This is a genomic window from Winslowiella toletana (assembly GCF_032164335.1).
GTDB classification, from domain to species: domain Bacteria; phylum Pseudomonadota; class Gammaproteobacteria; order Enterobacterales; family Enterobacteriaceae; genus Erwinia; species Erwinia toletana_A.
In genome coordinates this window covers 76,596-99,680 of the sequence record NZ_CP134152.1, presented here as the reverse complement: position 1 = coordinate 99,680, position 23,085 = coordinate 76,596, and the positions used below count along the sequence as shown (strand labels likewise).

The 23,085-nt window shown below is 50.7% G+C and carries 21 protein-coding genes, 1 tRNA gene and 1 pseudogene; 8 read left to right on the top strand and 15 right to left on the bottom strand.

What is annotated here, in order from left to right; all coding sequences use genetic code 11:
• Positions 1 to 53: 53 nt before the first annotated feature.
• The 10 genes from bcsQ to RIN69_RS00415 form a co-directional block, all read right to left on the bottom strand.
• On the bottom strand, positions 54 to 851 hold the full coding sequence (gene bcsQ, locus RIN69_RS00460; protein ID WP_313854828.1) for a cellulose biosynthesis protein BcsQ: 798 nt from the start codon (positions 849 to 851) through the stop codon (positions 54 to 56).
• A complete protein-coding gene (gene bcsO, locus RIN69_RS00455) occupies positions 842 to 1,438 on the bottom strand; it encodes a cellulose biosynthesis protein BcsO (RefSeq protein WP_313854826.1) in 597 nt (198 codons plus the stop codon). The genes bcsQ and bcsO overlap by 10 nt, the downstream gene beginning before the upstream one ends.
• A gap of 306 nt (positions 1,439 to 1,744) precedes the next feature.
• Positions 1,745 to 2,752 carry a dipeptide ABC transporter ATP-binding subunit DppF gene (gene dppF, locus RIN69_RS00450; RefSeq protein ID WP_313854825.1) on the bottom strand — a complete coding sequence of 336 codons (1,008 nt, stop codon included), beginning with the start codon at positions 2,750 to 2,752 and terminating at the stop codon, positions 1,745 to 1,747.
• Positions 2,742 to 3,728 (bottom strand): dipeptide ABC transporter ATP-binding protein, encoded by a 987-nt coding sequence (gene dppD / locus RIN69_RS00445; protein ID WP_313854823.1) that lies wholly within the window; start codon positions 3,726 to 3,728, stop codon positions 2,742 to 2,744. The genes dppF and dppD overlap by 11 nt, the downstream gene beginning before the upstream one ends.
• A gap of 12 nt (positions 3,729 to 3,740) precedes the next feature.
• Positions 3,741 to 4,643, bottom strand: coding sequence for a dipeptide ABC transporter permease DppC (gene dppC / locus RIN69_RS00440; RefSeq protein ID WP_313854822.1), 903 nt, complete (start codon positions 4,641 to 4,643; stop codon positions 3,741 to 3,743).
• Positions 4,644 to 4,653: 10 nt separating this feature from the next.
• The gene (gene dppB, locus RIN69_RS00435) at positions 4,654 to 5,673 is read right to left on the bottom strand and encodes a dipeptide ABC transporter permease DppB (protein WP_313854821.1); all 1,020 of its coding nucleotides are present in this window, start codon (positions 5,671 to 5,673) and stop codon (positions 4,654 to 4,656) included.
• Positions 5,674 to 5,857: 184 nt separating this feature from the next.
• Complete coding sequence (gene dppA, locus RIN69_RS00430) at positions 5,858 to 7,468, bottom strand: dipeptide ABC transporter periplasmic-binding protein DppA (RefSeq protein ID WP_313854820.1); 1,611 nt, start codon at positions 7,466 to 7,468, stop codon at positions 5,858 to 5,860.
• 690 nt (positions 7,469 to 8,158) lie between these two features.
• A tRNA-Pro gene (locus RIN69_RS00425) sits at positions 8,159 to 8,235 on the bottom strand.
• A gap of 115 nt (positions 8,236 to 8,350) precedes the next feature.
• Positions 8,351 to 10,042, bottom strand: coding sequence for a kdo(2)-lipid A phosphoethanolamine 7''-transferase (gene eptB / locus RIN69_RS00420; protein ID WP_313854819.1), 1,692 nt, complete (start codon positions 10,040 to 10,042; stop codon positions 8,351 to 8,353).
• A 273-nt stretch (positions 10,043 to 10,315) separates the two neighbouring features.
• Positions 10,316 to 10,744 (bottom strand): organic hydroperoxide resistance protein, encoded by a 429-nt coding sequence (locus RIN69_RS00415; protein WP_313854817.1) that lies wholly within the window; start codon positions 10,742 to 10,744, stop codon positions 10,316 to 10,318.
• Between the two features lie 256 nt (positions 10,745 to 11,000).
• Between RIN69_RS00415 and RIN69_RS00410 the strand changes: the two genes are divergently transcribed.
• Positions 11,001 to 11,582, top strand: a complete 582-nt coding sequence (locus RIN69_RS00410) for an HD domain-containing protein (RefSeq protein WP_313854816.1) — start codon at positions 11,001 to 11,003, stop codon at positions 11,580 to 11,582.
• Positions 11,583 to 11,820: 238 nt separating this feature from the next.
• Here the strand turns inward: RIN69_RS00410 and RIN69_RS00405 are convergent, their stop codons facing one another.
• Positions 11,821 to 12,117: an HTH-type transcriptional regulator gene (locus tag RIN69_RS00405; RefSeq protein ID WP_313854815.1), complete on the bottom strand. Its 297-nt coding sequence runs from the start codon at positions 12,115 to 12,117 to the stop codon at positions 11,821 to 11,823.
• 282 nt (positions 12,118 to 12,399) lie between these two features.
• On the opposite strand from RIN69_RS00405, the gene RIN69_RS00400 reads away from it, so the two are divergent.
• Entirely contained in the window at positions 12,400 to 14,001 is a 1,602-nt protein-coding gene (locus tag RIN69_RS00400; RefSeq protein WP_313854814.1) for a gamma-glutamyltransferase family protein, read from the top strand.
• Positions 14,002 to 14,048: 47 nt separating this feature from the next.
• On the opposite strand, the gene RIN69_RS00395 is transcribed toward RIN69_RS00400, so the two are convergent.
• Positions 14,049 to 14,474 carry a putative T6SS immunity periplasmic lipoprotein gene (locus RIN69_RS00395; protein WP_313854813.1) on the bottom strand — a complete coding sequence of 142 codons (426 nt, stop codon included), beginning with the start codon at positions 14,472 to 14,474 and terminating at the stop codon, positions 14,049 to 14,051.
• A 237-nt stretch (positions 14,475 to 14,711) separates the two neighbouring features.
• On the opposite strand from RIN69_RS00395, the pseudogene RIN69_RS00390 reads away from it, so the two are divergent.
• Positions 14,712 to 15,179: pseudogene (locus tag RIN69_RS00390) on the top strand (gamma-glutamyltransferase); the annotation flags it as partial.
• A gap of 34 nt (positions 15,180 to 15,213) precedes the next feature.
• Here the strand turns inward: RIN69_RS00390 and RIN69_RS00385 are convergent.
• Positions 15,214 to 15,651 carry a putative T6SS immunity periplasmic lipoprotein gene (locus tag RIN69_RS00385; protein WP_313854811.1) on the bottom strand — a complete coding sequence of 146 codons (438 nt, stop codon included), beginning with the start codon at positions 15,649 to 15,651 and terminating at the stop codon, positions 15,214 to 15,216.
• Positions 15,648 to 16,187: a hypothetical protein gene (locus RIN69_RS00380; RefSeq protein WP_313854810.1), complete on the bottom strand. Its 540-nt coding sequence runs from the start codon at positions 16,185 to 16,187 to the stop codon at positions 15,648 to 15,650. Before RIN69_RS00380 ends, RIN69_RS00385 begins: the two co-directional genes overlap by 4 nt.
• A gap of 283 nt (positions 16,188 to 16,470) precedes the next feature.
• Between RIN69_RS00380 and RIN69_RS00375 the strand changes: the two genes are divergently transcribed.
• The 5 genes from RIN69_RS00375 to RIN69_RS00355 all read left to right on the top strand — a co-directional run bounded on the left by RIN69_RS00375 (position 16,471) and on the right by RIN69_RS00355 (position 21,855).
• Positions 16,471 to 17,187 carry a DUF3053 domain-containing protein gene (locus tag RIN69_RS00375; protein ID WP_313854808.1) on the top strand — a complete coding sequence of 239 codons (717 nt, stop codon included), beginning with the start codon at positions 16,471 to 16,473 and terminating at the stop codon, positions 17,185 to 17,187.
• 462 nt (positions 17,188 to 17,649) lie between these two features.
• The gene (locus RIN69_RS00370; protein WP_313854807.1) at positions 17,650 to 19,581 is read left to right on the top strand and encodes a PTS mannitol transporter subunit IICBA; all 1,932 of its coding nucleotides are present in this window, start codon (positions 17,650 to 17,652) and stop codon (positions 19,579 to 19,581) included.
• Positions 19,582 to 19,681: 100 nt separating this feature from the next.
• Positions 19,682 to 20,836, top strand: coding sequence for a mannitol-1-phosphate 5-dehydrogenase (mtlD, locus tag RIN69_RS00365; protein WP_313854806.1), 1,155 nt, complete (start codon positions 19,682 to 19,684; stop codon positions 20,834 to 20,836).
• Between the two features lie 45 nt (positions 20,837 to 20,881).
• Positions 20,882 to 21,427: a mannitol operon repressor MtlR gene (mtlR, locus tag RIN69_RS00360; protein WP_313854805.1), complete on the top strand. Its 546-nt coding sequence runs from the start codon at positions 20,882 to 20,884 to the stop codon at positions 21,425 to 21,427.
• Between the two features lie 65 nt (positions 21,428 to 21,492).
• Positions 21,493 to 21,855, top strand: a complete 363-nt coding sequence (locus tag RIN69_RS00355) for a YibL family ribosome-associated protein (protein WP_313854804.1) — start codon at positions 21,493 to 21,495, stop codon at positions 21,853 to 21,855.
• A gap of 129 nt (positions 21,856 to 21,984) precedes the next feature.
• On the opposite strand, the gene RIN69_RS00350 is transcribed toward RIN69_RS00355, so the two are convergent.
• Entirely contained in the window at positions 21,985 to 23,058 is a 1,074-nt protein-coding gene (locus RIN69_RS00350) for a sugar ABC transporter substrate-binding protein (RefSeq protein ID WP_313854802.1), read from the bottom strand.
• Positions 23,059 to 23,085: the final 27 nt, after the last annotated feature.

Below are 23,085 nucleotides of genomic sequence, written 5' to 3'. Positions count from 1 at the left end.
AAATAAGCTATTTGTAACCCACTACTGGGTGCGGCATCCTTGCCACGTCAACGTCAGAATGAACGCAGATTGGCATGAACTTCGCCATCACCAACCTTAATATTCAGTAAGCCAGCCAGACGTTTACTGACCAGCTCAATATCAAACGCCGCGGCGGATACCGGGCTAAAGTCAAAAATCGAACGCTGCGACGCATTGGCTTCCGCCACACTCTCATCGCGATGCACGACACCCAGCAGTTTTTCACCAAGACGCTGCTGCATAAACGCCGTGACATCGCGGCTGATATTACGGCGCGAATCACTCTGGTTCAGAATAAAGTAATGTCCTGATTTTTGGTTCAGCGCTTTACCGATCATCCGTTCATTTTCAATTTGTGGCAGCAGTGACAAGGACGCGGTATCTGCCAGCATCACCACCAAATGCAAATCTGCCAGCTCACTCATCGCTTTCAGCGCCGGGCCAGGGCCGGGAGGGAAATCGGCAATAATCACCAGCCCGGGATAATTGAGTACCGTATCCAGCCCACGTCGCAGAAAGTGGGGGTCGTTCGCCAGATTATTTTCAAACGCTACGCGTTGATCTTCAGTGACATCGCCGTAAGGCAGTACAAAGATATTACCGCCGGTAGTCAGGATCGACTGGCTCCAGTCGGAGTTTTCGGCCGAACGGGCAACAAACCCGCGCCCGTCAGACAGCGGTACGCCAAAATGCAGACGCAGCGCATTTTGCACGTCAAAATCAATGGCCAGTACCTTACTTCCCCCGCGCGCCAGTGCGTAAGCCAGATTAGCCGCCATGGTGGTTTTACCCACGCCACCTTTTGGAGAACACACACAAACTAACGGCATAAAGCAATCTTCTCCAGCAGGGGTTTAAGTAATGCATCTTTGGTCAGACTGATTGCCGGGCTGGCAGAACGGGAGTGAAACAACTGTTTGTAACGCGACGTATTTTCAGTATGGCTGACAGGCGGCGCAGCAGCCAGTTGAGCGGCGGCCTGCTGAAACAGGGGAACAGCAGCAGCTTCAGTCCACGGCGAAATGGAAGCCGCAGCAGGCGGTGTCATTTGTGCAGCTGGCGGCATGTCTGGCCGTGCTGACGACAATTCGGCAGCGGGCTTTAGCGTTGCCGCAATACTGTCAAACAGTGAGCCGTCCTGATGAGTCACCGACGGAGCGGCAATAAAAGACTTCACCACCTGATGCGCTGAGACCGGTGAGGCAAACTGATCTTTTGGTATCGGTTGCGGTTGAATCACATCAATACTTTGCCCACGCTCCAGCGCAGAATCGCCGTTATTGTCATTGAGTAATTGCTTGATGATTGCCCAATTAGTGGTATCAGATTCAAGGGATTGCTCGGACATGTCCTTGAATTTGATGTTATTTGTTTGCGTTTTTTCTTTGAATCGCTGCAAATCATCATAACTTTTCATATGATTCAACGTATTAATGGCTTGATTTGAGAAAAATATAGCACACTCCAAAATGTTGAGTCAGAAGATTCTAATTAATTAAACGTGATGATACATCATTGTTTTTAATCCAATGGATTAGTTAATTCCAGAATGATTACGTCTGTTATTTATGGTCACCGTAACTATTTAAAATTCTTAAATGGATAAAGCGGGATTTTTCTCATGCTGAAAGATGAGTAAGAAAGAAATTAATCATCACTGAATGAAGGGGTTAGTCAAAGTTATGTCGGTAAAAAAGGCCGACAGATGTCGGCCTGATTTGATTTACACCGCGTGTTGCTGCTCATCCTGATCGACGGCAAAACAGGCGATTTGTTGTTCACCATACTGCTTCAGCGTTGGCTGCAACTGCGTGCAGGTGCTGAAACGACGACGACAGCGGGCATTAAACGCACATCCCGGCGGTGGATTAAGCGGGCTGGGCAGTTCTCCCGTCAGCTTAATACGTTCACGACGGTCGTCCGGATTCAGACGCGGTGTTGCCGACAACAGCGCCTGAGTATACGGATGACGTGGATTGGCAAAAATCGCCTCTTTGCTGCCCTTTTCCACGCAGCGGCCAAGATACATCACCATCACTTCATCGGCGATATGTTCAACAACCGATAAGTCATGGGAAATAAACACGTAAGAAAGGCCGAGGTCTTGTTGCAGATCCATCATCAGATTCAATACCTGCGCCCTGACCGATACATCAAGCGCGGAGACCGGCTCATCAGCGATCAGCACATCCGGATCGAGCATCAGGCCACGGGCAATCGCGATGCGCTGGCGCTGACCACCGGAAAACATATGAGGATAGCGATCATAATGCTCGGTTTTCAGACCCACTTTCGCCATCATCTCCAGCGTTTTTTCACGGCGCTCGGCTTTGCTCAGGCTGGTATTAATCTGTAACGGCTCTTCCAGTATCTGGCTGACCTTTTTACGCGGATTCAGCGAGCCATACGGATTCTGGAACACAATCTGGATTTTCTGCCGACGCAACTTCTGCGCCTGGGGATCGTGTTTCAGCAAATCCTGACCGTGCCAATACAGCTGGCCTTCGGTGGGCGTCTCAATCATCGTCAGCAGGCGGCCAAGCGTCGATTTTCCGCAGCCCGACTCACCGACTACCGCCAGCGTTTTGCCGCGCTCAAGATTAAACGAAACGCCATCCAACGCTTTAACCAGGCGTTCCTGACCAAACAGCCCTTTCTTCACCGGATAGTGCTTTTTCAGATCGATAGCCTGCAACAGATACTGCTGCTCCAGCGATTTATCATGACTCATAAGTTGGTCTCCCGGCATCATCCAGAGGGAAATGGCATTTGGACTGACGCCCTGGAATATCACGCAGTTCAGGTTCTTCGGTACGGCAGCGCACGTTGGCATACGGGCAGCGCGGGTTAAGCAGACAGCCCTCTGGGCGGTCATATTTACCCGGCACCACGCCCGGCAACGAAGCCAGACGCGCTTTATCGGCGGCAAACTCCGGCAACGCACGTAACAGCGCCTGGGTATACGGGTGCCGCGGTGCACGGAAAATATCGACCGCTTTCCCGGTTTCCACCACTTGCCCGGCGTACATCACAATAATGTGCTGTGCCGCTTCCGCCACCAGCGCCAGATCGTGAGTAATCAGGATCAGCGCCATATTTTCCTGACGTTGCAGGTCGAGCAGCAGCTCAATAATCTGTGCCTGAATCGTCACGTCCAGTGCGGTGGTCGGTTCATCGGCAATCAGTAATTTAGGGCGGCAGGCAATCGCCATGGCGATCATCACGCGCTGGCTCATTCCGCCAGAAAGCTGGTGCGGATAAACGTCGAGACGCGAGGCCGGATCGGGAATCCCCACCTGGTTAAGCAGATCGATGGCGCGCTGGCGACGAGTACGGCGGTTGCCGCCCTGGTGAACCTTGATCGCTTCCATAATCTGAAAACCGACGGTATAGCACGGGTTAAGGCTGGTCATTGGATCCTGGAAAATCATCGCCACTTCCGAACCCACCAGCTGACGCCGCTCTTTCTCCGAGATTTTCTTCAGGTCGCGCTGGTTAAACTCCAGCTTGTCGGCCATCACCCTGCCGGGATAATCGATCAGCCCCATAATCGCCAGCGAGCTGACCGATTTACCGGAGCCAGATTCGCCGACAATACCGACTACCTGCCCCTGCTCAACCTGGTAACTAATGCGGTCAACCGCACGAAACGGTGCCTTTTCGTCGCCGAAATGCACCGATAATTTATCTACATTTAATAACGCCATGTCGGTGCCTCTTTACTGCTTGAGTTTCGGGTCGAGGGCATCACGTAAGCCATCACCCATCAGGTTAAATGCCAGAACCGTCAGCAGAATCGCAACACCCGGGAAGGTGACGACCCACCAGGCACTTTGCGCATACTGCAATACGTCGGAGAGCATGGTGCCCCACTCCGGCGTTGGCGGTTGCGCGCCCATACCCAAGAAGCCCAACGCAGCCATATCAAGAATCGCGTTGGAGAAGCCAAGAGACGCCTGCACGATCAGCGGTGCGAGGCAGTTCGGCAAAATATTGACGAACATCTGCCGCAGTGCGCCAGCACCCGCGACTCTCGACGCGGTAACATAGTCACGGTTCACTTCCACCAATACCGCGGCGCGGGTTAAGCGGATATAGTGCGGCAGTGCCACAAAGGTCAGCGCAATCGAAGCATTAACGATCGACGGGCCAAAGATGGCAACCAGTACCAATGCCAGCAGCAGGCTTGGCAGCGCCAGCATGATATCGACCAGACGCATAATCGCCGCATCTACCGCACCACCGACGTAACCGGCGATTAAGCCGAACACCACGCCGAGGATCAGTGACAGCACCACCACCATACAGCCAACCAGCAGCGACAGGCGTGCGCCGTACATCAGGCGTGACAGCACGTCACGGCCAACATCGTCAGTACCCAAAATAAACTGCCAGCTGCCGCCTTCCTGCCAGACCGGCGGGCGCAGCAGTGCATCACGGAACTGCTCAGCAGGCGCGTGCGGTGCCAGCACGCTGGCGAACACCGCGATTAAAATCATGACCACCACGTAGACCAGGCCGACAACCGCACCCTTGTTACGCTTAAAATAGTGCCAGAATTCCTGAATCGGGGTCATCGGCTTTGGTGCAGCGCTGACGCTGCCCGGAGTAATTTGAGACATCCTGGCCCCCTTATTTTTTATGTCGGATACGTGGGTTAACCACGCCATACAGCAGGTCGACCAGCAGGTTTACCAGGATAATCAAGGTAGCAACCAGCAGGACGCCGCCCTGAACCACCGGATAGTCACGACGCTGTAAAGCATCGATCAGCCAGCGGCCCAGTCCCGGCCAGGAGAAAATGGTTTCGGTGAGGATCGCACCTGCCAGCAACGTGCCGACTTGCAGACCGATCACGGTGACCACCGGTAACATCGCATTACGTAGCGCATGCACCACAATCACCCGCATGCGCGTCAGCCCTTTAGCGCGAGCAGTACGGATGTAATCCTCGCCCAGCACTTCCAGCATTGATGAACGCGTCATACGCACAATTACCGCCAGCGGTATGGTGCCCAGCACTACCGCAGGCAGAATCATATGCATCACGGCATCATGGAAGTTGCCTGGCTCGCCCCAAATCAGCGTATCAATCAGCATAAAACCGGTCAGCGGCATGGTATCGTCAAGGAACACCGTATCGCCGATGCGCCCGGAGACCGGCGTCAGGTTAAGCTGCACCGACACCAGCATGATCATCATCATGCCCCACCAGAAGATTGGCATTGAGTAACCGGTCAGGGAGATCCCAACAGCGGTATGATCAAAGATTGACCCGCGTTTTACTGCCGCCAGCACGCCAACCGGAATGCCTACCGCAATTGCAAACAGCATCGCGCAGATGCCCAGCTCCAGCGTGGCTTTAAAGCGCGGTACAAATTCGTCCCATACCGGGATGCGGCTTTTCAGGGAGATACCCAGATCGCCATGCAACACACCATTAATGTAGGTGAGGTACTGCTTCCACATCGGCTGGTCCAGCCCCAACTGGGCCAGTAACTGGGCATGACGTTCAGGAGAGATGCCACGTTCACCGGCCATAATCATTACCGGGTCGCCCGGAATCAGGTGAACGAAAGCGAAAGTTAACAGGGTGATACCAATAAACGTTGGGATAACCAAACCCAAACGTCGGAGTATGAACTGCAGCATAATCCGTAATCTCTGTATTTTCCCGCAGCGCGTAGCCGACGGGATTATAATTGCTCACATCTTGCGGTAAACCAGACAGCGCTCACCGCGACGCTCTGACTCTCACAGGAGCCAGCTCGCGCCTTGACCAGTTTATTCATCCGGGAAAAGGGCCAGCCAGGCTGGCCCTGCAGGGTATAACGACTTACTCTGCGATATCGACGTTGACGAAGTAGTGGCCGCCTAATGGATCGACGACATAACCACTGACTTTCTTACTGACTGGCTCATAGACAGTAGAATGCGCGATAATCAGAGCAGGCGCCTGGTCGTGCATCACAACCTGAGCTTGCTTGTAGTAAGAGATACGTTTTTCGTGATCTTCAGTTGCACGGGCAGGCTGAATCTGATCTTCAAACGGCTTGTAACACCAGCGCGAATAGTTAGAACCATCTTTCGCCGCTGCGCAGCTGAACAGGGTCGCGAAGAAGTTATCCGGATCCCCGTTATCACCGGTCCAGCCCATCATAACCGTCTGATGCTCACCGGCTTTGGCACGCTTCAGATACTCGCCCCACTCGTAGGTTACGATTTTGGCTTTCACGCCGATTTTCGCCCAGTCAGCCTGAATCATCTCAGCCATACGGCGCGCGTTCGGGTTATAAGGGCGTTGTACCGGCATCGCCCACAGATCGATGCTGAAGCCATCTGCCATGCCCGCTTCTTTCAGCAGAGCTTTGGCTTTTTCCACATCGTATGGGTAATCCTGCACTTCATCGTTGTAGCCCCACATGGTTGGTGGGATCAGGTTTTTAGCCGACTGGCCTGCACCCTGATAAACCGCTTCGATGATGGCTTTCTTATTTACCGCCATGGTCAGCGCCTGACGCACTTTCAGATTATCCAGCGGTTTTTTCTCAACGTTAAATGACAGATAGCCGACGTTCAGGCCAGGCTGCTCCATCAGGTTGATGTTTTTATCCTGCTTCATGCGCGCGATATCTGCCGGATTCGGGTACGGCATCACCTGGCATTCGCCTTTCTGCATTTTCGCGTAACGCACGGACGCGTCTGGCGTGATAGAGAACACTAAGCGATCAATCTTCGGCTTGGTGCCCCAGTAATCGGCGTTAGCTTTATACAAAATGCGTGAATCTTTCTGGTACTGCAGCAGCTGGAATGGGCCAGTCCCTACCGGGTTCAGGTCCACTTTTTCCGGGGTGCCGGCTTTCAGCATGTTATCGGCATATTCGGCAGACAGCACGGAGGCAAAATCCATCCCCAGGTCAGCGAGGAACGGTGCTTCAGGACGGGTCAGCACAAAGCGCACGGTGTTATCGTCTACTTTCTCAACTTTGCTGATCAGATTAGGCATATCCATGCCTTCGAAGTATTCGTAGCTGCCGCCGGAAACGCCGTGATACTTGTTGTTTTTATCCAGCTGACGCTCAAAGGTAAAGATAACGTCGTCGGCATTAAAATCGCGGGTTGGCTTGAAGTCTTTGGTCGTGTGCCATTTCACACCTTTACGCAGGTGGAATGTATAGGTTTTGCCATCTTCACTGACGTCCCATTTTTCAGCCAGCGCCGGCTGAATTTCGGTCGTACCAATTTTAAATTCAACCAGACGGTTATAAATCTGACGAGAACTGGCGTCGTAGGTAGTGCCGGAGGTGAATAACTGCGGGTTAAAGCCCTCAGGTGAGCCTTCTGAACAGTAGACGAGGGTTTTCGCCTGGACACCTGCGGCAACGGTCATAGCGATCAGGCTCAGACCAACCTTCAGCATCCCTGATTTAGCCAAGGAAATACTCATGCTTATGCTCCAATTGTGATGTGTTGTTGTGTGCGTTACGCCCGACCTGTGTTTTTTTAATGTGGTCAGGAGATCAATGAAGAATTTCGGTTAAAAGCAGTTTTATTTACGTCTGACTCCGTGGAATCCATCAGACGAATCCGCTTACTTCCACTTCACTGAGGCATCAATTTGTCAACAGTTGCAACCAACGTCAATACAACTATCAGGTATTTACACAGAGTGTGAGAAACAGCAAGCAAACATAAAAAAAACTTCCTGCTAACAATTACAGTTAAAAAACACTCTACAGCCACCAATAACCAGACAATGATCGCGTGTAACAAAAATTTACCAGCGATTTACACCACTAAAAAACAAATAAAAATTGTCGTTAAACGCTGAATAACTGCTCGATAAATTTTGTTATCCAGCACCAAAGCAGCTAAATATGCTGGCATTGTGGCATAAGAAATGGTCAACAAGCGGGAATCGGTCATAAGAAGAACGTGTCGCGAATTAAGCGCTCAGCCCGTACGGTGCAAGGGTTTAAGGCAAATCACAGCTATCAGAATGCAGAGAAGTGTTTTACGTCGAATAAAACAGCGGCAGAGAAAGGTTAAGCTGGTCAGATTACTGAAGAGATAACAAAGAAAATGGCGGATGCAAAAAGCAAAAAACCCCAGTCATTGCTGACTGGGGTTCTGAAGATGGTCGGCGAGAGAGGATTCGAACCTCCGACCCACTGGTCCCAAACCAGTTGCGCTACCAAGCTGCGCTACTCGCCGATGGGGGCGCATGTTACTGCTACCCCCTGATAGCGTCAATGACTTTTTGAAAAATGCTTACCGATTGCCTGGAAAGCGTGCGAACGTAAGCTAAGTGCTTCCTTTAAAAGCAGGATCAGGGATTTTCCTGCCCACTCTTCGCCGGAGCCTGACACCAGTTATTTGCCGGGTTAATACCCCCATCCGGAGAGGTGTAACCTAAGCAGCCCAGAATGGTATCGTACAACTCAACATGGCGATGGGTTTTCCCCAGACGCTGTTGCGCCTGCAGCCGCTCAAAGGCGCTCTTATTGTCTGCATCAGCCAGATATTTATCCGACGCCCAGATAATCATTGGCACCCGGAACTGCTCTGGTGGGGCCATTTCACGCGGCGTGCCGTGCAGATGCATATTCTCGTCGATGGATTCACCATGATCCGATGCGTAGAAGACAATGGCCTTTTTATCGCGCAGCTGATCAAACACGCTGTGTAATACGGTATCGGTGTAGAGTACCGAGTTATCAAAGGCATTAATCAGCTGATCTTTGCTGCAGAAATCATCAACTCCCATACACTCCGGCTGATAGCGGGCAAACTCACGCGGATAGCGCTGAGAATAGAGGTAATGCGAACCTTTAGTATGCAGCACCACCAGGTGCTTACCGTTCGGATGACGGTCAACGGAGGCTTTCAGCTCCGGCACCAGCAGCATATCATCCACTGCTTTGCCCTGATTGCGCTTCTCTGAGCCAATTTGCTCACGGAAAGCGTAGTTATCCGCATCGGTATTGTTGTAAAACCAGACTTCGCTCTGCATCGCGAACAGCTCAGAACTGAAGCCCAGCGCTTTCAGCACCGCAAACACGTTCTGCTCTTTCAGCGTACGGCCGGGATTATCCATCGTCCCGCCTTCACGGACAAACATGCAGCGCAGCGAGAGTTTAGTCGCGGTATCACAGGATTCGCCACGGAACGCCACCAGGTTCTTCTCTTTAGAGAGATTTGGCGTGGTATCACGCTCGTAACCAAGAATTCCCATATGGTCCCAGCGCGTGGTTTCACCAATCACAAATACCACATAGGTATCATCAAGACCGGCAGGGGCCACATAAGTAAACTCCTGCGCCGGATCCAGTAAGTCCTGATCGTTCATTGACTCATCAGCACGGGTATATGCAAATAAACCCAGCGCGGCAAGCCAGTTGGACGGCAGATAAGAGTGCGCCACCACGCCGCCATAGCTTGGCAGATCGACATTGGTGATTTTCTCTTGTTTTGACTGTGCCTGATCAAAGTAGCGAATCGGCAGATAGACCAGTGCCAGCGAGATCACCATAACGATCAGGGGTCTGATGCGATGCCCGGGGGTTTTTAGCTGCTCAAGCAGCGTCAGGCTTAACTTGTTACGCCAAATCATCAGCAGCGGAAGTGCACTGACCACCACCATCCAGATGACAAACTGGAACCCTACCGCTTCTTTAGACAGATCAATATCGGTAGTCATTACCGACGCCACAATGCCGTAGCCAATCACCACGTTGAAAAACGCCATGTAGTAGCTGGCCGCTACGGAAATAAGCACCATTAAGCTGGCGACAATGCGATAAAAGATTTTCCCGCCGAGCGATAATATGCGCATCAGAAAGAAGGTCAGTAAAACAATAGCAACGACTTCAGCGGTGGCAGACAGCCAGCTTTTCAAAGAAGAGTGGGTCAGTAAAGGATCAAAACGTCGATAAAAGACGGGGAGATTCAGCAAGATACCAATATAGAGGGCAAGCAGAATGGATAACTTCTGTTGCGTTAACGATTTTATAAAATTCATTCGACCTTTTTTCCCGGCGTAACGAAGTAAACTCTAAACGCTAATCAGACCCTGTTGTCGCGCCAGAGTTCGGGAATAAGGGCAATTAGACGTTCTGAAATCATGATCAAGATGATTCTTAAGCGAAATGTCTGACGTTTTCGCTGAAATCGCCGCGTAGTTAAACATATTTAGCGCTATTGTTCAGGGAAAATTAAATTTGTAACGGGAAAGGCGCGTTTTGGACAAGTCGGCGGGATAAAACAGAGGCGGCAGGGTTGCCGCCCGGGAAGCTTAGTTAATGATATTCAGCGTCACATCAATATTGTTGCGCGTGGCATTAGAGTACGGGCAAACGATATGCGCGGCATCGACCAGCTTCTGAGCTTCAGCTTCGTCCATACCTGGCAGGTGAATATTCAGCTGCGCTTCAATACCAAAACCGGTTGGCAAAGGGCCAATACCCACTTCACCTTCGATAAACGCGTCTTTAGGCATCGCAATTTTGTCGCGTCCGGCAACAAACTTCATTGCACCCAGGAAGCATGCAGAGTAACCGGCAGCAAACAGCTGCTCAGGGTTTGTCGCCTCGCCACCGGCCCCGCCCATCTCTTTTGGCACGCCCAGTTTTACGTCCAGCACGCCGTCGGAAGAGGTTGCACGACCATCACGACCGCCGGTTGCTTTAGCTTTTGCACGATAGACGACTTTTTCTAATGACATAAACAGTATTCCTTATTGTCAGGGATTCGCCCTCAGGGGCATCTATATACACTATTAAATCGCGAGCGATTTATATTGAAAATCACTATAACTATCAACCATCAGCATAGCTGATTCCGGCCTGAGCAAGAGGGCCAATCAAGCAACAGTGGCGCGTCCGGCTCTTTTTTGACATTTTGTTGTAATGTCATGGAATAAAATATAGATAGTGCGCTATATAATTGCAAGCAACTTTTTTACTTGGGGAGACAATGGCATGCAAACTCTGGAAGAAAAGGCGCGGCGCTACGCCACAAAAGCGCATGCCGAGGCCGGACAACGGCGTAAATATACTGACGAACCGTATATTGTTCATCCGGCGGCGGTGGTGGAACTGGTACGCAGTGTGACGGACGACGAAGCGATGCTGACGGCGGCATGGTTACATGACACAGTTGAAGATACCGCCACCACGCTGAATGATATTGAAAGTCATTTTGGCGATGAGGTGGCTAAGCTGGTCGCAATGCTTACCGATGGCGAACAGCCACAGGCGAAAAACCGCGCGATGCGCAAAGCGGCGCATTTTCGCCACACGGCTGAAGCCAGCCCCGATGCGCAAACCATTAAACTGGCTGACATCATCGACAACACCCGCTCGATTATTCATTACGATGCCAGCTTCGCACGGATTTATCTGGTGGAAAAGCGGGTGCAGATTGATCTGCTTAAAGAGGGTAATCGCGAGTTGTGGCAGCAAGCCTCGGTGATTATTGAGCAAGGCATCAGGCAACTGAGCGAGCCGCCGTACAATATTCCGGCTGACTGGTTTACCCGACAGGCGGCGCGCTACGTTTAGTGGTGATGCGGTTTTTGTTAGCAGAACAGCTTATCTGCCAGTTCTTTCAAAGCACTCTGACTTGGGGGGTGACTTGGGGGGTGACTTGGGGGGTGACTTGGGGGGTCAGTGTGGCAGGTAAAAAATAAACGAGAATCAGCTTCGACAAGACGAATAATGAAAAATACCCAAATCTAATCTGCCCGCATTGTCACCGCAGAAATAATAAACCCGCCAGTGGGCGGGTTTTTACATCAACTCAGTCTAACAATTGTCGACCAAGGGTTGGATTCGAATGGAGCAACTGCATCAGCTTCTGCGCCGAACCTGAGGGTCTGGTGCGCTTCGCCTCCCAGCTTTTCACTGAAGAGATACTTACGCCCATTACCCGGGCAAATTCATCAACCTGCATACCGGTAATCTCTCGCAGTCGCTGCGGTTCTGGCATCACAACAGGTTGGGCCTGCAAAGCAGGGGCAACGTTAACCACTCCACGAGCCAACACAATTTGTTCAAGGCTACTCAACAATTCAAACATTGGATCTTTATTTTCCATCGAGAACTCCTTACAACTCGCAATGAAATGACATGACCAGAACAGAGAAAGAGTGCCAAAAAACTGTGGCGCTCAAGACTGGCAAGCAGCAGCTGAAAAAGACGTCAGGTCAGCACAGAAATTCACCAGAACGGTAAGTATTAGTTGAAGGAAAAAGTTTTGCGCCCCCTTTTTTGACTATATTTTAATCCTGCTTTATGAGGCTCTGGTCTCATTTAACAAAAGTCGTTGTAGCACCGAATGTTAGCGATTTGTGCAGCGATTAATCCTTAAGGAACAGTGATGAGTGGAGAGAGTGATTTTAACGTCGGATATCCCTCGTGGCGTGCGCCAATGATGGGACATAACGCAGTGGCCACCTCGCAGCCACTGGCCGCACAAGCGGGGCTGCGTATGCTGCAACAGGGCGGAAACGCGGTCGATGCGGCGATTGCTACCGCCATTGCGTTGACCGTGGTTGAACCGACCGGCAACGGTATTGGCAGCGATGCCTTTGCCATTGTCTGGGATGGTAAGCAATTACATGCACTGAACGCCTCTGGCCGCTCCCCTGCTGCCTGGAAACACGAGGATTTCGCCCATTTAGCAGCAATGCCAGAGACGGGCTGGGATGCGGTCACCGTACCAGGCGCAGTTTCTGCGTGGGTTGAACTGGCAGAGCGGTTTGCTACTTTGCCACTGACCACCCTCGCCCAGCCGGCAATCGACTACGCGCGCCACGGCTTTCCGGTCTCGCCGCTGATCGCTGAACTGTGGCAGCGCGGCTATCATAAGCTGGGCGATCAGCCTGGCTTTAGCGACTGTTTCGCTCCACTGGGGCGCGCGCCGCGTGCTGGCGAGCTATTCCGCAACCCTGACCAGGCCGACACGCTGGAAAAAATCGCCGCGACTAACGGCGAGGCTTTCTATCGTGGCGAACTGGCGGAAAAGATCGCTGCTTTTGCCCGCGAGCATCACGCTGCACTGAGCCTCGACGATCTGAAAAACCATCAGGCTGATTGGGTAGAGCTGCTGTCACGTCCGTTTGCTGACGGTTCAGTTTATGAGCTGCCACCTAACGGTCAGGGCATCGCGACGCTGATTGCACTCGGCATTCTTGAGCACTGGGATATTGGCCGCTATCAACCTGATTCCGCTGAATGGCTGCACCTGTCGATTGAAGCGATGAAACTGGCGCTGGTCGATCTGGAGCGCTATATCGCTGATGAAGATCATATGGTATTTCCAGCCGGGCATTTGCTGAGTGATGAATATTTAAAAACCCGTGCGGCGCTGATTGATGCAAAAAAAGCGGGTGATTTTACCTTCGGTGCGCCAACACAAAGCGGCACCGTCTATCTCACCACTGCCGATGCCGACGGCATGATGGTGTCATTTATTCAGTCGAACTACATGGGGTTTGGCTCCGGCGTGGTAGTACCCGGAACCGGTATCAGCCTGCAAAATCGCGGTGCAGGCTTTGTGCTGGATAAGCAGCATCCCAACGTGGTGGCGGGCAACAAGCGCGCATTTACCACCATTATTCCGGCCTTTGCGCTGGGCGGTGACGGGCAGCCATTAATGTCTTTTGGCGTAATGGGCGGGCCAATGCAGGCACAGGGTCATCTGCAACTGGTGCTGCGCATTATGCTTCATAAGCAAAATCCGCAGGCCGCGATTGATGCACCGCGCTGGCGAGTGGTGTCAGGCCGTGAAGTGATTGTTGAGCCATCAATCGATCGCAATACGCTGGCAACTTTACGCGCGATGGGCCACAAGATCGTGCTGGAAGATCCGCTGCAAAGTTATAATTTTGGTGGTGCGCAGGCGATCGTGCGCGATCCACAAGGATTCTATATTGCCGCGACGGAAAGTCGTAAGGATGGACAGGCAGTGGTGTTTTAGATCTGTTAAGGGGGTGAGTGCTGGCCCCCTAAAATTTTTACTCGCCGTTAATCGCTTAGTTTTAGTTGCTGTGTTTGAGGGTCGCGAATCAGGGAAAATTTAACACGATAATATCTTTTATCTATCCCATCATCGAACCATACTCCGGTTGAAAGAGCATATTTTCCCGCCTGCCAGTTATCAAATTCCACTAGCAGACATTCATTGATCTTTACAGGCAGGCTGACATTATCAGGTTTGCCTTGGGTTGCCCAAACTAATTCATATTTTCCATTAACTACTTTTTGCAACATAAAGCCATTATGCATTAGATTATGTTGCCTTATCGCACGGTCACCAGGGATTGTGAAACAGGGAAAAGCATTTATAAGTTTTACTGTTATTGGATAAGACCATGGCCGTTGGAAGTAAAAACACCCACTTAATAGTAAGATCACTATTAATGATTGGAGTGTTCTAAAAATAAGTTTCATCTTATGCACCTGCTGTCTTTAGGATTTTCAAGAAAGTACAGCAATGTACTTTGATAAAGCTGCTGTATGTACGTGGTCGCGACTGGCCTTTTTCTGAAGTCATAATACTCATTCCTTGAGTTATTTGATATTACGCTACCAGATTATAAATAAAGCTGATAAAGAAAAATAAAGTATTCCTCTTTAATCAGAGCATCCTCACAGATTCTTATTAGCCTTAAATTTTATGCGTTCTGGATACCCGGAACCGGTATCAGCCTGCAAAATCGCGGTGCAGACTTTGTGCTGGATAAGCAGCATCCCAACGTGGTGGCGGGCAACAAGCGCGCATTTACCACCATTATTCCGGCCTTTGCGCTGGGCGGTGACGGGCAGCCATTAATGTCTTTTGGCGTAATGGGCGGGCCAATGCAGGCACAGGGTCATCTGCAACTGGTGCTGCGCATTATGCTTCATAAGCAAAATCCGCAGGCCGCGATTGATGCACCGCGCTGGCGAGTGGTGTCAGGCCGTGAAGTGATTGTTGAGCCATCAATCGATCGCAATACGCTGGCAACTTTACGCACGATGGGCCACAAGATCGTGCTGGAAGATCCGCTGCAAAGTTATAATTTTGGTGGTGCGCAGGCGATCGTGCGCGATCCACAAGGATTCTATATTGCCGCGACGGAAAGTCGTAAGGATGGACAGGCAGTGGTGTTTTAGATCTGTTAAGGGGGTGAGTGCTGGCCCCCGCAGATTATTTTATCCGCCGCTGATCGCTTAGTTTCAGTTGCTGTGTTTGAGGGTCGCGAATCAAGGAAAATTCAGCATAATAAAGCCGCTGATCTGTTTCACTATCAAACCAAATACCGGTATCAATTGTATATTGCCCTTCCTGCCAGTCATCAAAATCGTTGACTAAGCACTTTCCAGGAATAACAGAAACGTGGTTCTTCCTGCCCATTATCTGTGCCGTCCATATCGTTTGGTAACTTCCATCAACCCATTTAGATATCATCAATCCATTGTTTGACATGTGATGATTACGTGTTTTAACGTCTGCAGGTATCAGAAAGCAAGGAGCATTATTAACTATTTCAACCTCCATCAACCAGGACATTTGACGATGAAAAAGACAAGAACTTAATAATACTGTTGCTGACACCGTAAATAAAGTTCGAATATAGTATTTCATCGTATACTTCGAACCTCTTTAGCATCTTCAAGAAAGTAGACCAGAGTACTTTCATAAAGCTGCATCAAATTAGGCCCAATAATTCCAATAAAATTTTTACGCTGTTCAAAACCATTCAAACCGAATTGCATAATATAGTAATAGTCAGCAATAATCGAGGCTTGTTGCTCCAGACTATAATCACGCAGAGTTTTATAGTGTGGTAAACTATACTTATATGAGACTATTGCGCTAACCAATCCACGCATTCTGACATTCATACCCATTTGATATTGCCAGACATGAGCCATTTCATGGATAAAAAGATGTTTTCCACGAGGATCCTCGTGAAATAAGTCATCTCTATAAAGCTCTGTCATAAAGTAAATACTACCGTTCGGTGCCATTGCCACCTGTTCACTTTGCAGATCAAACGGAAAGTAACTGCCATGATGAATTTCTACCCGACTGTAATCAATCCCATGACAAAATACTGATCGAGCTAATGATATTTCACCTGTGGTAAGTGGTCGCGACTGGCCTTTTACTAATGTCATAATACTCATTCCATGAGTTATTTGATATTACGCTACCAGATTATAAATAAAGCTGATAAAGAAAAATAAATTATTCCTCTTTAATCATAGCATCCTCACAGATTCTTATTAGCCTTAAATTTTATGCGTTCTGATTTGTTTTTTTGCGGAAAACCGCATTCTGCCGCAGTAGAAAGCCCATTGTAAGGGTATTCAGCGCAGGCACATTAGACTATCCTTGAGGCTCGAAATGTTGCTAAGCGTTATCAGGTAGTTAACCCTTTTCAAAGACAGGAGTTTATTTATGGCGGCAGGAATCTCCCGTGTCTGGGCCCGCGTATGGGTGCCACTGGCGGCACTGTTTATCGTCTTTCAACTGACCGGCTGCGGTGATAAAGAGCCGGATCAACGTAAAGCCTTTATCGATTTTCTACAAAACACCGTGATGCGCAGCGGCGAACATCTGCCCGCGTTAAGCGAAGATCAGAAACAGAAAATGGGTAACTACGCCAGTGATTACGCCATTATTTATGGCTTCTCGCAGCAGGTGAATAAAGCGGTAGATAACGGGTTGAAACCAGTGGTGGATGAGCTGCTGACGATTCGCGTACCGCAGGATTACCTGACGCGCCGCAATAGCTTACGACAGGCCAGTGGCTCGCTTAATGTGCTGGCGCAACAGATCCAGAGTGCAAAAAGCCAGGCAGACAGCAGTAAAGCCACGCTGAAACAGCCAGAAGATTTAAAAGCGGTCTATGACAGCGTCTTTACTAAAGTGGTCACTCAGCCGGCTAATTCACTGATTCCTTTATTACCTGCACTGCAGTCGCTGAGCCAGGACGTGTTACAGGCTGGCGATTTCCTGCAGCAACAGGGCACCAGCGTCACCTTTAATAATAATGGCGTGCAGTTTGCCACCCGTGAGCAGGCCGCGCAGTACAATACCATTATGAGTAATTTGTCGTCGAAAACACCGGCGCTGGAGCAGGCGAAAAGTGCCGTTCAGGGTGGTTTTCAGTAAGCGGTAAATTCTGATTATGCGGCAGTTCTATTCTTATAAAGGAAAAGGATTGCCGTAACTTTCTTACATTATTCTCGCTGGCAAATTTATCAGCAGGGTATTGTGTGATGGTACGCATTTCAGGCTAAAAATAAATTGTGATGTCAGTCACAATTTAGTCACAAACCCTCAGCAACTTTTCGTGATTCAAGTCACATTTATCCACTATCTCAGTCTAATTATTCATCAGCGTCCTTTTTTTACAGCTTATTTATGTGATCTGCATCACTAAAAATACCTCTTAACCCCCTCACTTAGCGTGATGAATATCACATTTTTTCCCCTGACTACGCAGCGTCATATTGGCGTGTTAGAGTCCGCCTGCATACAGTAATGGTGTCGTCGGCTCCCCGCCGGAATGTCTCATACAAAAATCAACGCGCTCTCTTATTTATCAGCGCGTAACAATAAGGGGTGTGTTTTATGTCCTCATCAGATATTAAGATCAAAGTTCAGAGCTTTGGTCGCTTTCTGAGCAATATGGTGATGCCGAATATCGGGGCGTTTATCGCCTGGGGTATCATCACTGCGCTGTTTATTCCGACCGGCTGGTTGCCAAACGAAACCCTGGCCAAGCTGGTTGCCCCAATGATTACTTATCTGCTGCCGCTGCTGATCGGTTATACGGGTGGGCGTCTGGTTGGTGGAGACCGCGGTGGCGTGGTCGGTGCGATCACTACCATGGGTGTGATTGTCGGTGCCGATATGCCAATGTTCCTCGGCGCGATGATTGCCGGCCCGCTGGGCGGCTGGGTCATCAAAACTTTTGACCGCGTGGTTGACGGCAAAATCAAAAGTGGCTTTGAAATGCTGGTTAACAACTTCTCTGCCGGTATTATCGGTATGTTGTTGGCAATTCTGGCGTTTCTGGCAATCGGTCCACTGGTTCAGGGCTTGTCACATATCCTCGCCGCAGGTGTAAACCTGATGGTGCAGAACAATCTGCTGCCACTGACTTCCATCTTTGTTGAGCCAGCGAAAATCCTGTTCCTCAACAATGCAATTAACCACGGTATCTTCTCGCCACTGGGTATTCAGCAGGCCAGCGAAGCGGGTAAATCGATTTTCTTCCTGATCGAAGCTAACCCAGGCCCAGGTTTGGGCGTACTGATGGCGTATATGTTCTTTGGTCGCGGTAATGCCAAACAGTCTGCGGGCGGTGCGGCTATCATTCACTTCTTCGGCGGTATTCACGAGATTTACTTCCCGTATGTGCTGATGAACCCGCGTCTGATCATCGCCGTAATCCTCGGTGGTATGACCGGCGTATTTACCCTGACCGTGCTGAACGGCGGTCTGGTTTCCCCGGCTTCACCAGGCTCTATCCTGGCTATCCTCGCAATGACGCCAAAAGGTGCCTACTTCGCCAACATCGCGGCGATTGCAGCAGCCTTTGCCGTCTCTTTCGTGGTCTCCGCGATTCTGCTGAAAACCAGCAAAATCAAAGAAGATGACGATATCGAAGCGGCTGCACGCCGCGTGCAGGATATGAAAGCGCAGTCTAAAGGCCAGAGCGGAGCCGCGGTTACCGCAGCGGATGGTCTGAACAGCGACCTGAGCCACGTGCGTAAAATCATCGTTGCCTGCGACGCCGGTATGGGTTCCAGCGCCATGGGTGCCGGTGTACTGCGTAAGAAAGTCAGCGATGCGGGTCTGAGCAATATTTCAGTGTCCAACAGCGCCATTAATAGCCTGCCGGGCGATGTCGATCTGGTGATTACTCACCGCGACCTGACTGAGCGAGCGATGCGCCAGGCGCCTCATGCGCAGCATATTTCTCTGACCAACTTCCTCGACAGCGGTCTGTATAATGATTTGACCACGCGTCTGGTTGATGCCAACCGTTCCGCTGACCATCGTGAAAAAGTGATGAGCACGCTGAATGACAGCTTCGACGAAGGTCAGGATCATCTGTTCAAACTGAGCGAAGGTAATATTTTCCTCGGTCTGCAGGCGACAGAAAAAGAGCAGGCAATTCGCTTTGCCGGTGAGCAGTTGGTAAAAGGCGGTTATGTTGAGCCGGAATATGTACAGGCGATGCTGGACCGTGAGAAATTAACCCCAACTTATCTTGGTGAGTCGATTGCGGTGCCGCACGGTACTGTTGAAGCGAAAGATCGCGTGCTGAAAACCGGCGTGGTGTTCTGTCAGTATCCACAAGGCGTGCGTTTCGGCGAAGAAGAGGACGATATTGCGCGTCTGGTTATCGGTATCGCCGCGCGTAATAATGAACACATTCAGGTGATTACCAGTCTGACCAACGCGCTGGACGATGAAAGCGTGATTGAGAAGCTGGCTGCCACCACCAGCGTTCAGGAAGTTCTGGATCTGCTGTCAGGTAAAAAATCGGCCTGATTAGTCGCTCAGGCAACACTTTCCCAGGGGCTGCGCATGCCCAGCCCCTTCATTCGGGGCAGGCATGCCTGGCCCTTTGATCGTTTAAATGGGTAATCATATGAAAGCTCTACATTTTGGCGCAGGTAACATTGGCCGTGGTTTTATTGGTAAATTGCTGGCAGACGCCGGTATCGAACTGGTTTTTGCGGATGTGAATCAGGCAGTACTGGATGCGCTGAATGCGCGTCACGAATATCCAGTCCATGTGGTGGGTGAGAATGCCCAGACTGAGATAGTCAAAGGCGTCAGCGCGGTTAACAGCACCAGTGATGACATTATCGCGCTGATTGCTGAGGTTGATATCGTTACCACGGCGGTTGGCCCGCAGATTCTTGAGCGCATCGCAGGTAGCGTCGCGCAGGGACTGGCCAAACGCAGTGATAGCGGTAATGTCCGTCCGTTAAATATTATTGCCTGTGAGAATATGGTGCGCGGCACCAGCCAGCTAAAACAGCATGTACTGAAAGCGCTGCCGCAGCAGTATCACGCCTGGACAGAACAGCATGTCGGCTTTGTCGACTCTGCCGTTGACCGCATTGTTCCGCCATCCGAAGCGGGCAGCAGCGATGTGTTGGAAGTCACAGTTGAAACCTTCAGCGAATGGATTGTTGATAAGACCCAGTTTAAAGGTGAGTTGCCGAACATTCCGGGTATGGAACTGACTGACAATCTGATGGCATTTGTTGAACGTAAACTGTTTACCCTCAATACCGGCCATGCCATCACCGCCTATCTCGGTCAGCTGGCGGGGCATCAGACCATTCGTGATGCCATTCTGGATGAGAAGGTGCGTCAGGTGGTGAAAGGCGCGATGCAGGAGAGCGGTGAAGTTCTGATTAAACGTTATGATTTCGATGCCGCTAAACATGCCGCCTATATCGAGAAAATCCTTGGTCGCTTTGAAAACCCGTATCTGAAAGATGATGTGGAGCGCGTTGGCCGCCAGCCGCTGCGTAAACTGAGCGCTGGCGATCGCCTGATTAAACCGACTCTCGGCACGCTGGAATATCAGCTGCCACATAGCAATCTGGTTACCGGTATTGCTGCCGCGATGCATTACCGCAGCGAACAGGATCCGCAGGCGCAGGAACTGGTGGCGCTGCTGGATAAGCTGGGGCCACAAGCAACGCTGGCACAGGTATCCGGGCTGGATGCTGATAGCGAGGTTGTTGCCGCAGTGGTGCGGGCTTATAACGCCATCTCCGCAAAATAATTGGAAGGGCAACAAGGGCACAGCACTGCTGTGCCCTCAGGCGCAATGACAGATATGCAGGCGATAATGGAAGAGAAGCGGGCTTTTGAAAATCGGGTGCTTGAGCGCCTGAATGCCGGTCGTTCGGTGAGAAGCTTTCTGATCGCCGCGGTAGAACTGTTGGCAGAAGCGGTCAACATGCTGGTTATTCAGGTGTTTCGCAAAGACGATTATGCGGTGAAATACGCCGTAGAGCCGCTGTTATTAGGTGATGGCCCGCTGGGCGATCTGTCGGTACGCCTGAAGCTGATTTACGGCCTTGGGGTGATTAACCGCAGCGAATACGAAGATTGCGAACTGTTGATGGCATTGCGTGAAGAGCTGAACGACGATAGCACTGAATATCGCTTTAACGACGATGAAATCCTTGGTCCTTTTGGCGAACTGCACTGCGTCACTGCTTTACCCCCCCAGCCACACTTTATCAGCGAAGATGACGAACTGCGCGCCATGCAACGTCAGCGCTATCTGCAAGTGGTACGCTCCACAATGGTTCTCTCCCTGACCGAACTGATTTCCCGCATCAGTATGAAACAAGCCTTTAAAAAGTAACGCCGCGAGCCGATGAATTTTGGTGTATCCTTTGCCGCATAGCGTCAATTTATCAGGTAACAATCATGAAAGAGCAGGAAAAAGCAGAAATTAAACGTCTGAGCGATCAGCTTGATGCCCTGAATCACAAAGAGCCAGCGCTGCTGGAATCAGGTGATGCAGAGAAACTCGGCGAACTGCTGAAAGAGAAAGATAAGCTGTTGGCAGAGATCGAACGTCTGAAAGGTGTGCGTGAGCAGAAGCTCAGCCTTGAAGCACAGAAACTGCAGCAGTTACCGTTCAGCCGTCCGATCACCAAGAAAGAGCAGGCTGATATGGGTGGCCTGAAGAAAGCGGTACGCGGCATTGTGGTGGTTCACCCGATGACCGCACTGGGCCGGGAAATGGGCTTGAAAGAGATGACCGGTTTCGCCAAGAAAGCGTTTTAATCAAAACGGTCGTAAACATTTTTCAGCCGAAAAATAAATTTAAGTTCTGGAATAACTTGTCCTGATCCAGAAGCGTAAAGAAGTAGCAGAATGAATCAGGGTCGCATTAATGCGACCCCTTTTTTTTGCTTATTTCTTAGCGTACTTTGCTTCCAGGGTGGCAAACCACGGGGCGATAAAGTCATCCGTCTGGCCCCAGCCCGGAATGATGTTACTTAAGGTCGCGACGTTGACCGCACCCTGCTGGCTGTTCAGCAATGATTGTGGGATTGCGGCAGCTTTAAACTCATAGGTTGCAGGCGTGTCTTCACCAGCAATCTTGTTAGCAATCAGACGCATATTAACGGCGCCAATCAGTTTAGTGTCCACCGCCACGCTGCTGACCCATGGGCTTTTCGGCTGACGCATCAGCTGCAAATCCTGGTTGGAGATATCAATACTGTACAGTTTGATCTCAGTACGACCATTCTCCTGCAGCGCTTTATAAGTACCCTGACTGAAAGCGTCCCAGGTTCCCCAGATGGCGTCAATTTTACCTTTCGGATACTTCGCCAGAATTGCGCCAACTTTGTTCGCCGTATCACCCTGCACGTCCGAAGAGACCGCACCAATCGACTCCAGCTGTTTAATCTCCGGCCAGGTTTTCTGCAATTTTTCAAATTCGGCCTGGCGGCGTTCCATTGCCGGGAAGCCCGCAACCCACAGTTTGACGATATTCGCCTTACCGTTGAAATCCTTCGCCAGCTGGCTAATCGAGAGATTCGCCAGCGAGGCATCATCCTGCTGAGAAACCGTCACGCCTGGCACTTCACTGTTTACCGGCGTGTCGAAAACCGCCACCTTGATTCCGGCATCGGCAATGCGCTTCACCAGCGCGGTTGAATACGGATCGCGACCATGGGAGAGAATAATGCCGTCGTATTTCTGGCTAATCGCCTGATTGACGAAATCCTGGAAGCGCGCATCGTCGCCGTTACTGAGAAAAGTGCTGACCTTAAAGCCCAGCTTCTTACCTTGCTGGATTGCTCCGGCAACAAACTGCGTGGTGTTATCGTCCGAACCGAGGTTACGGATCACCGCCACGCGCACCGGGCCATCATGATTAGCGATCGCCGCCGGAACCGGTGCCAGGGTTTGTGCGGCAAAAGCAGGAACCGCCGTCAGCAAGCTCAGAGCCAGCAGTGATATGGTAAATTTTTTCATTTTAGTCCCTGTCCTGAAGTGAACAGC

Excerpts from the sequence above, each read along its gene's own strand:
- RIN69_RS00415 (WP_313854817.1), bottom strand. The coding sequence starts at position 10,744 with ATGTCATTAGAAAAAGTCGTCTATCGTGCAAAAGCTAAAGCAACCGGC.
- bcsO (WP_313854826.1), bottom strand. The coding sequence starts at position 1,438 with ATGAAAAGTTATGATGATTTGCAGCGATTCAAAGAAAAAACGCAAACA.
- mtlR (WP_313854805.1), top strand. The coding sequence starts at position 20,882 with ATGACAGATATGCAGGCGATAATGGAAGAGAAGCGGGCTTTTGAAAAT.
- eptB (WP_313854819.1), bottom strand. The coding sequence starts at position 10,042 with ATGAATTTTATAAAATCGTTAACGCAACAGAAGTTATCCATTCTGCTT.
- RIN69_RS00385 (WP_313854811.1), bottom strand. The coding sequence starts at position 15,651 with ATGAAATACTATATTCGAACTTTATTTACGGTGTCAGCAACAGTATTA.
- RIN69_RS00380 (WP_313854810.1), bottom strand. The coding sequence starts at position 16,187 with ATGACATTAGTAAAAGGCCAGTCGCGACCACTTACCACAGGTGAAATA.
- dppA (WP_313854820.1), bottom strand. The coding sequence starts at position 7,468 with ATGAGTATTTCCTTGGCTAAATCAGGGATGCTGAAGGTTGGTCTGAGC.
- RIN69_RS00400 (WP_313854814.1), top strand. The coding sequence starts at position 12,400 with ATGAGTGGAGAGAGTGATTTTAACGTCGGATATCCCTCGTGGCGTGCG.
- dppF (WP_313854825.1), bottom strand. The coding sequence starts at position 2,752 with ATGAGTCATGATAAATCGCTGGAGCAGCAGTATCTGTTGCAGGCTATC.
- dppC (WP_313854822.1), bottom strand. The coding sequence starts at position 4,643 with ATGTCTCAAATTACTCCGGGCAGCGTCAGCGCTGCACCAAAGCCGATG.
- RIN69_RS00350 (WP_313854802.1), bottom strand. The coding sequence starts at position 23,058 with ATGAAAAAATTTACCATATCACTGCTGGCTCTGAGCTTGCTGACGGCG.
- dppD (WP_313854823.1), bottom strand. The coding sequence starts at position 3,728 with ATGGCGTTATTAAATGTAGATAAATTATCGGTGCATTTCGGCGACGAA.
- RIN69_RS00395 (WP_313854813.1), bottom strand. The coding sequence starts at position 14,474 with ATGAAACTTATTTTTAGAACACTCCAATCATTAATAGTGATCTTACTA.
- bcsQ (WP_313854828.1), bottom strand. The coding sequence starts at position 851 with ATGCCGTTAGTTTGTGTGTGTTCTCCAAAAGGTGGCGTGGGTAAAACC.
- RIN69_RS00355 (WP_313854804.1), top strand. The coding sequence starts at position 21,493 with ATGAAAGAGCAGGAAAAAGCAGAAATTAAACGTCTGAGCGATCAGCTT.
- mtlD (WP_313854806.1), top strand. The coding sequence starts at position 19,682 with ATGAAAGCTCTACATTTTGGCGCAGGTAACATTGGCCGTGGTTTTATT.
- dppB (WP_313854821.1), bottom strand. The coding sequence starts at position 5,673 with ATGCTGCAGTTCATACTCCGACGTTTGGGTTTGGTTATCCCAACGTTT.
- RIN69_RS00405 (WP_313854815.1), bottom strand. The coding sequence starts at position 12,117 with ATGGAAAATAAAGATCCAATGTTTGAATTGTTGAGTAGCCTTGAACAA.
- RIN69_RS00410 (WP_313854816.1), top strand. The coding sequence starts at position 11,001 with ATGCAAACTCTGGAAGAAAAGGCGCGGCGCTACGCCACAAAAGCGCAT.
- RIN69_RS00370 (WP_313854807.1), top strand. The coding sequence starts at position 17,650 with ATGTCCTCATCAGATATTAAGATCAAAGTTCAGAGCTTTGGTCGCTTT.
- RIN69_RS00375 (WP_313854808.1), top strand. The coding sequence starts at position 16,471 with ATGGCGGCAGGAATCTCCCGTGTCTGGGCCCGCGTATGGGTGCCACTG.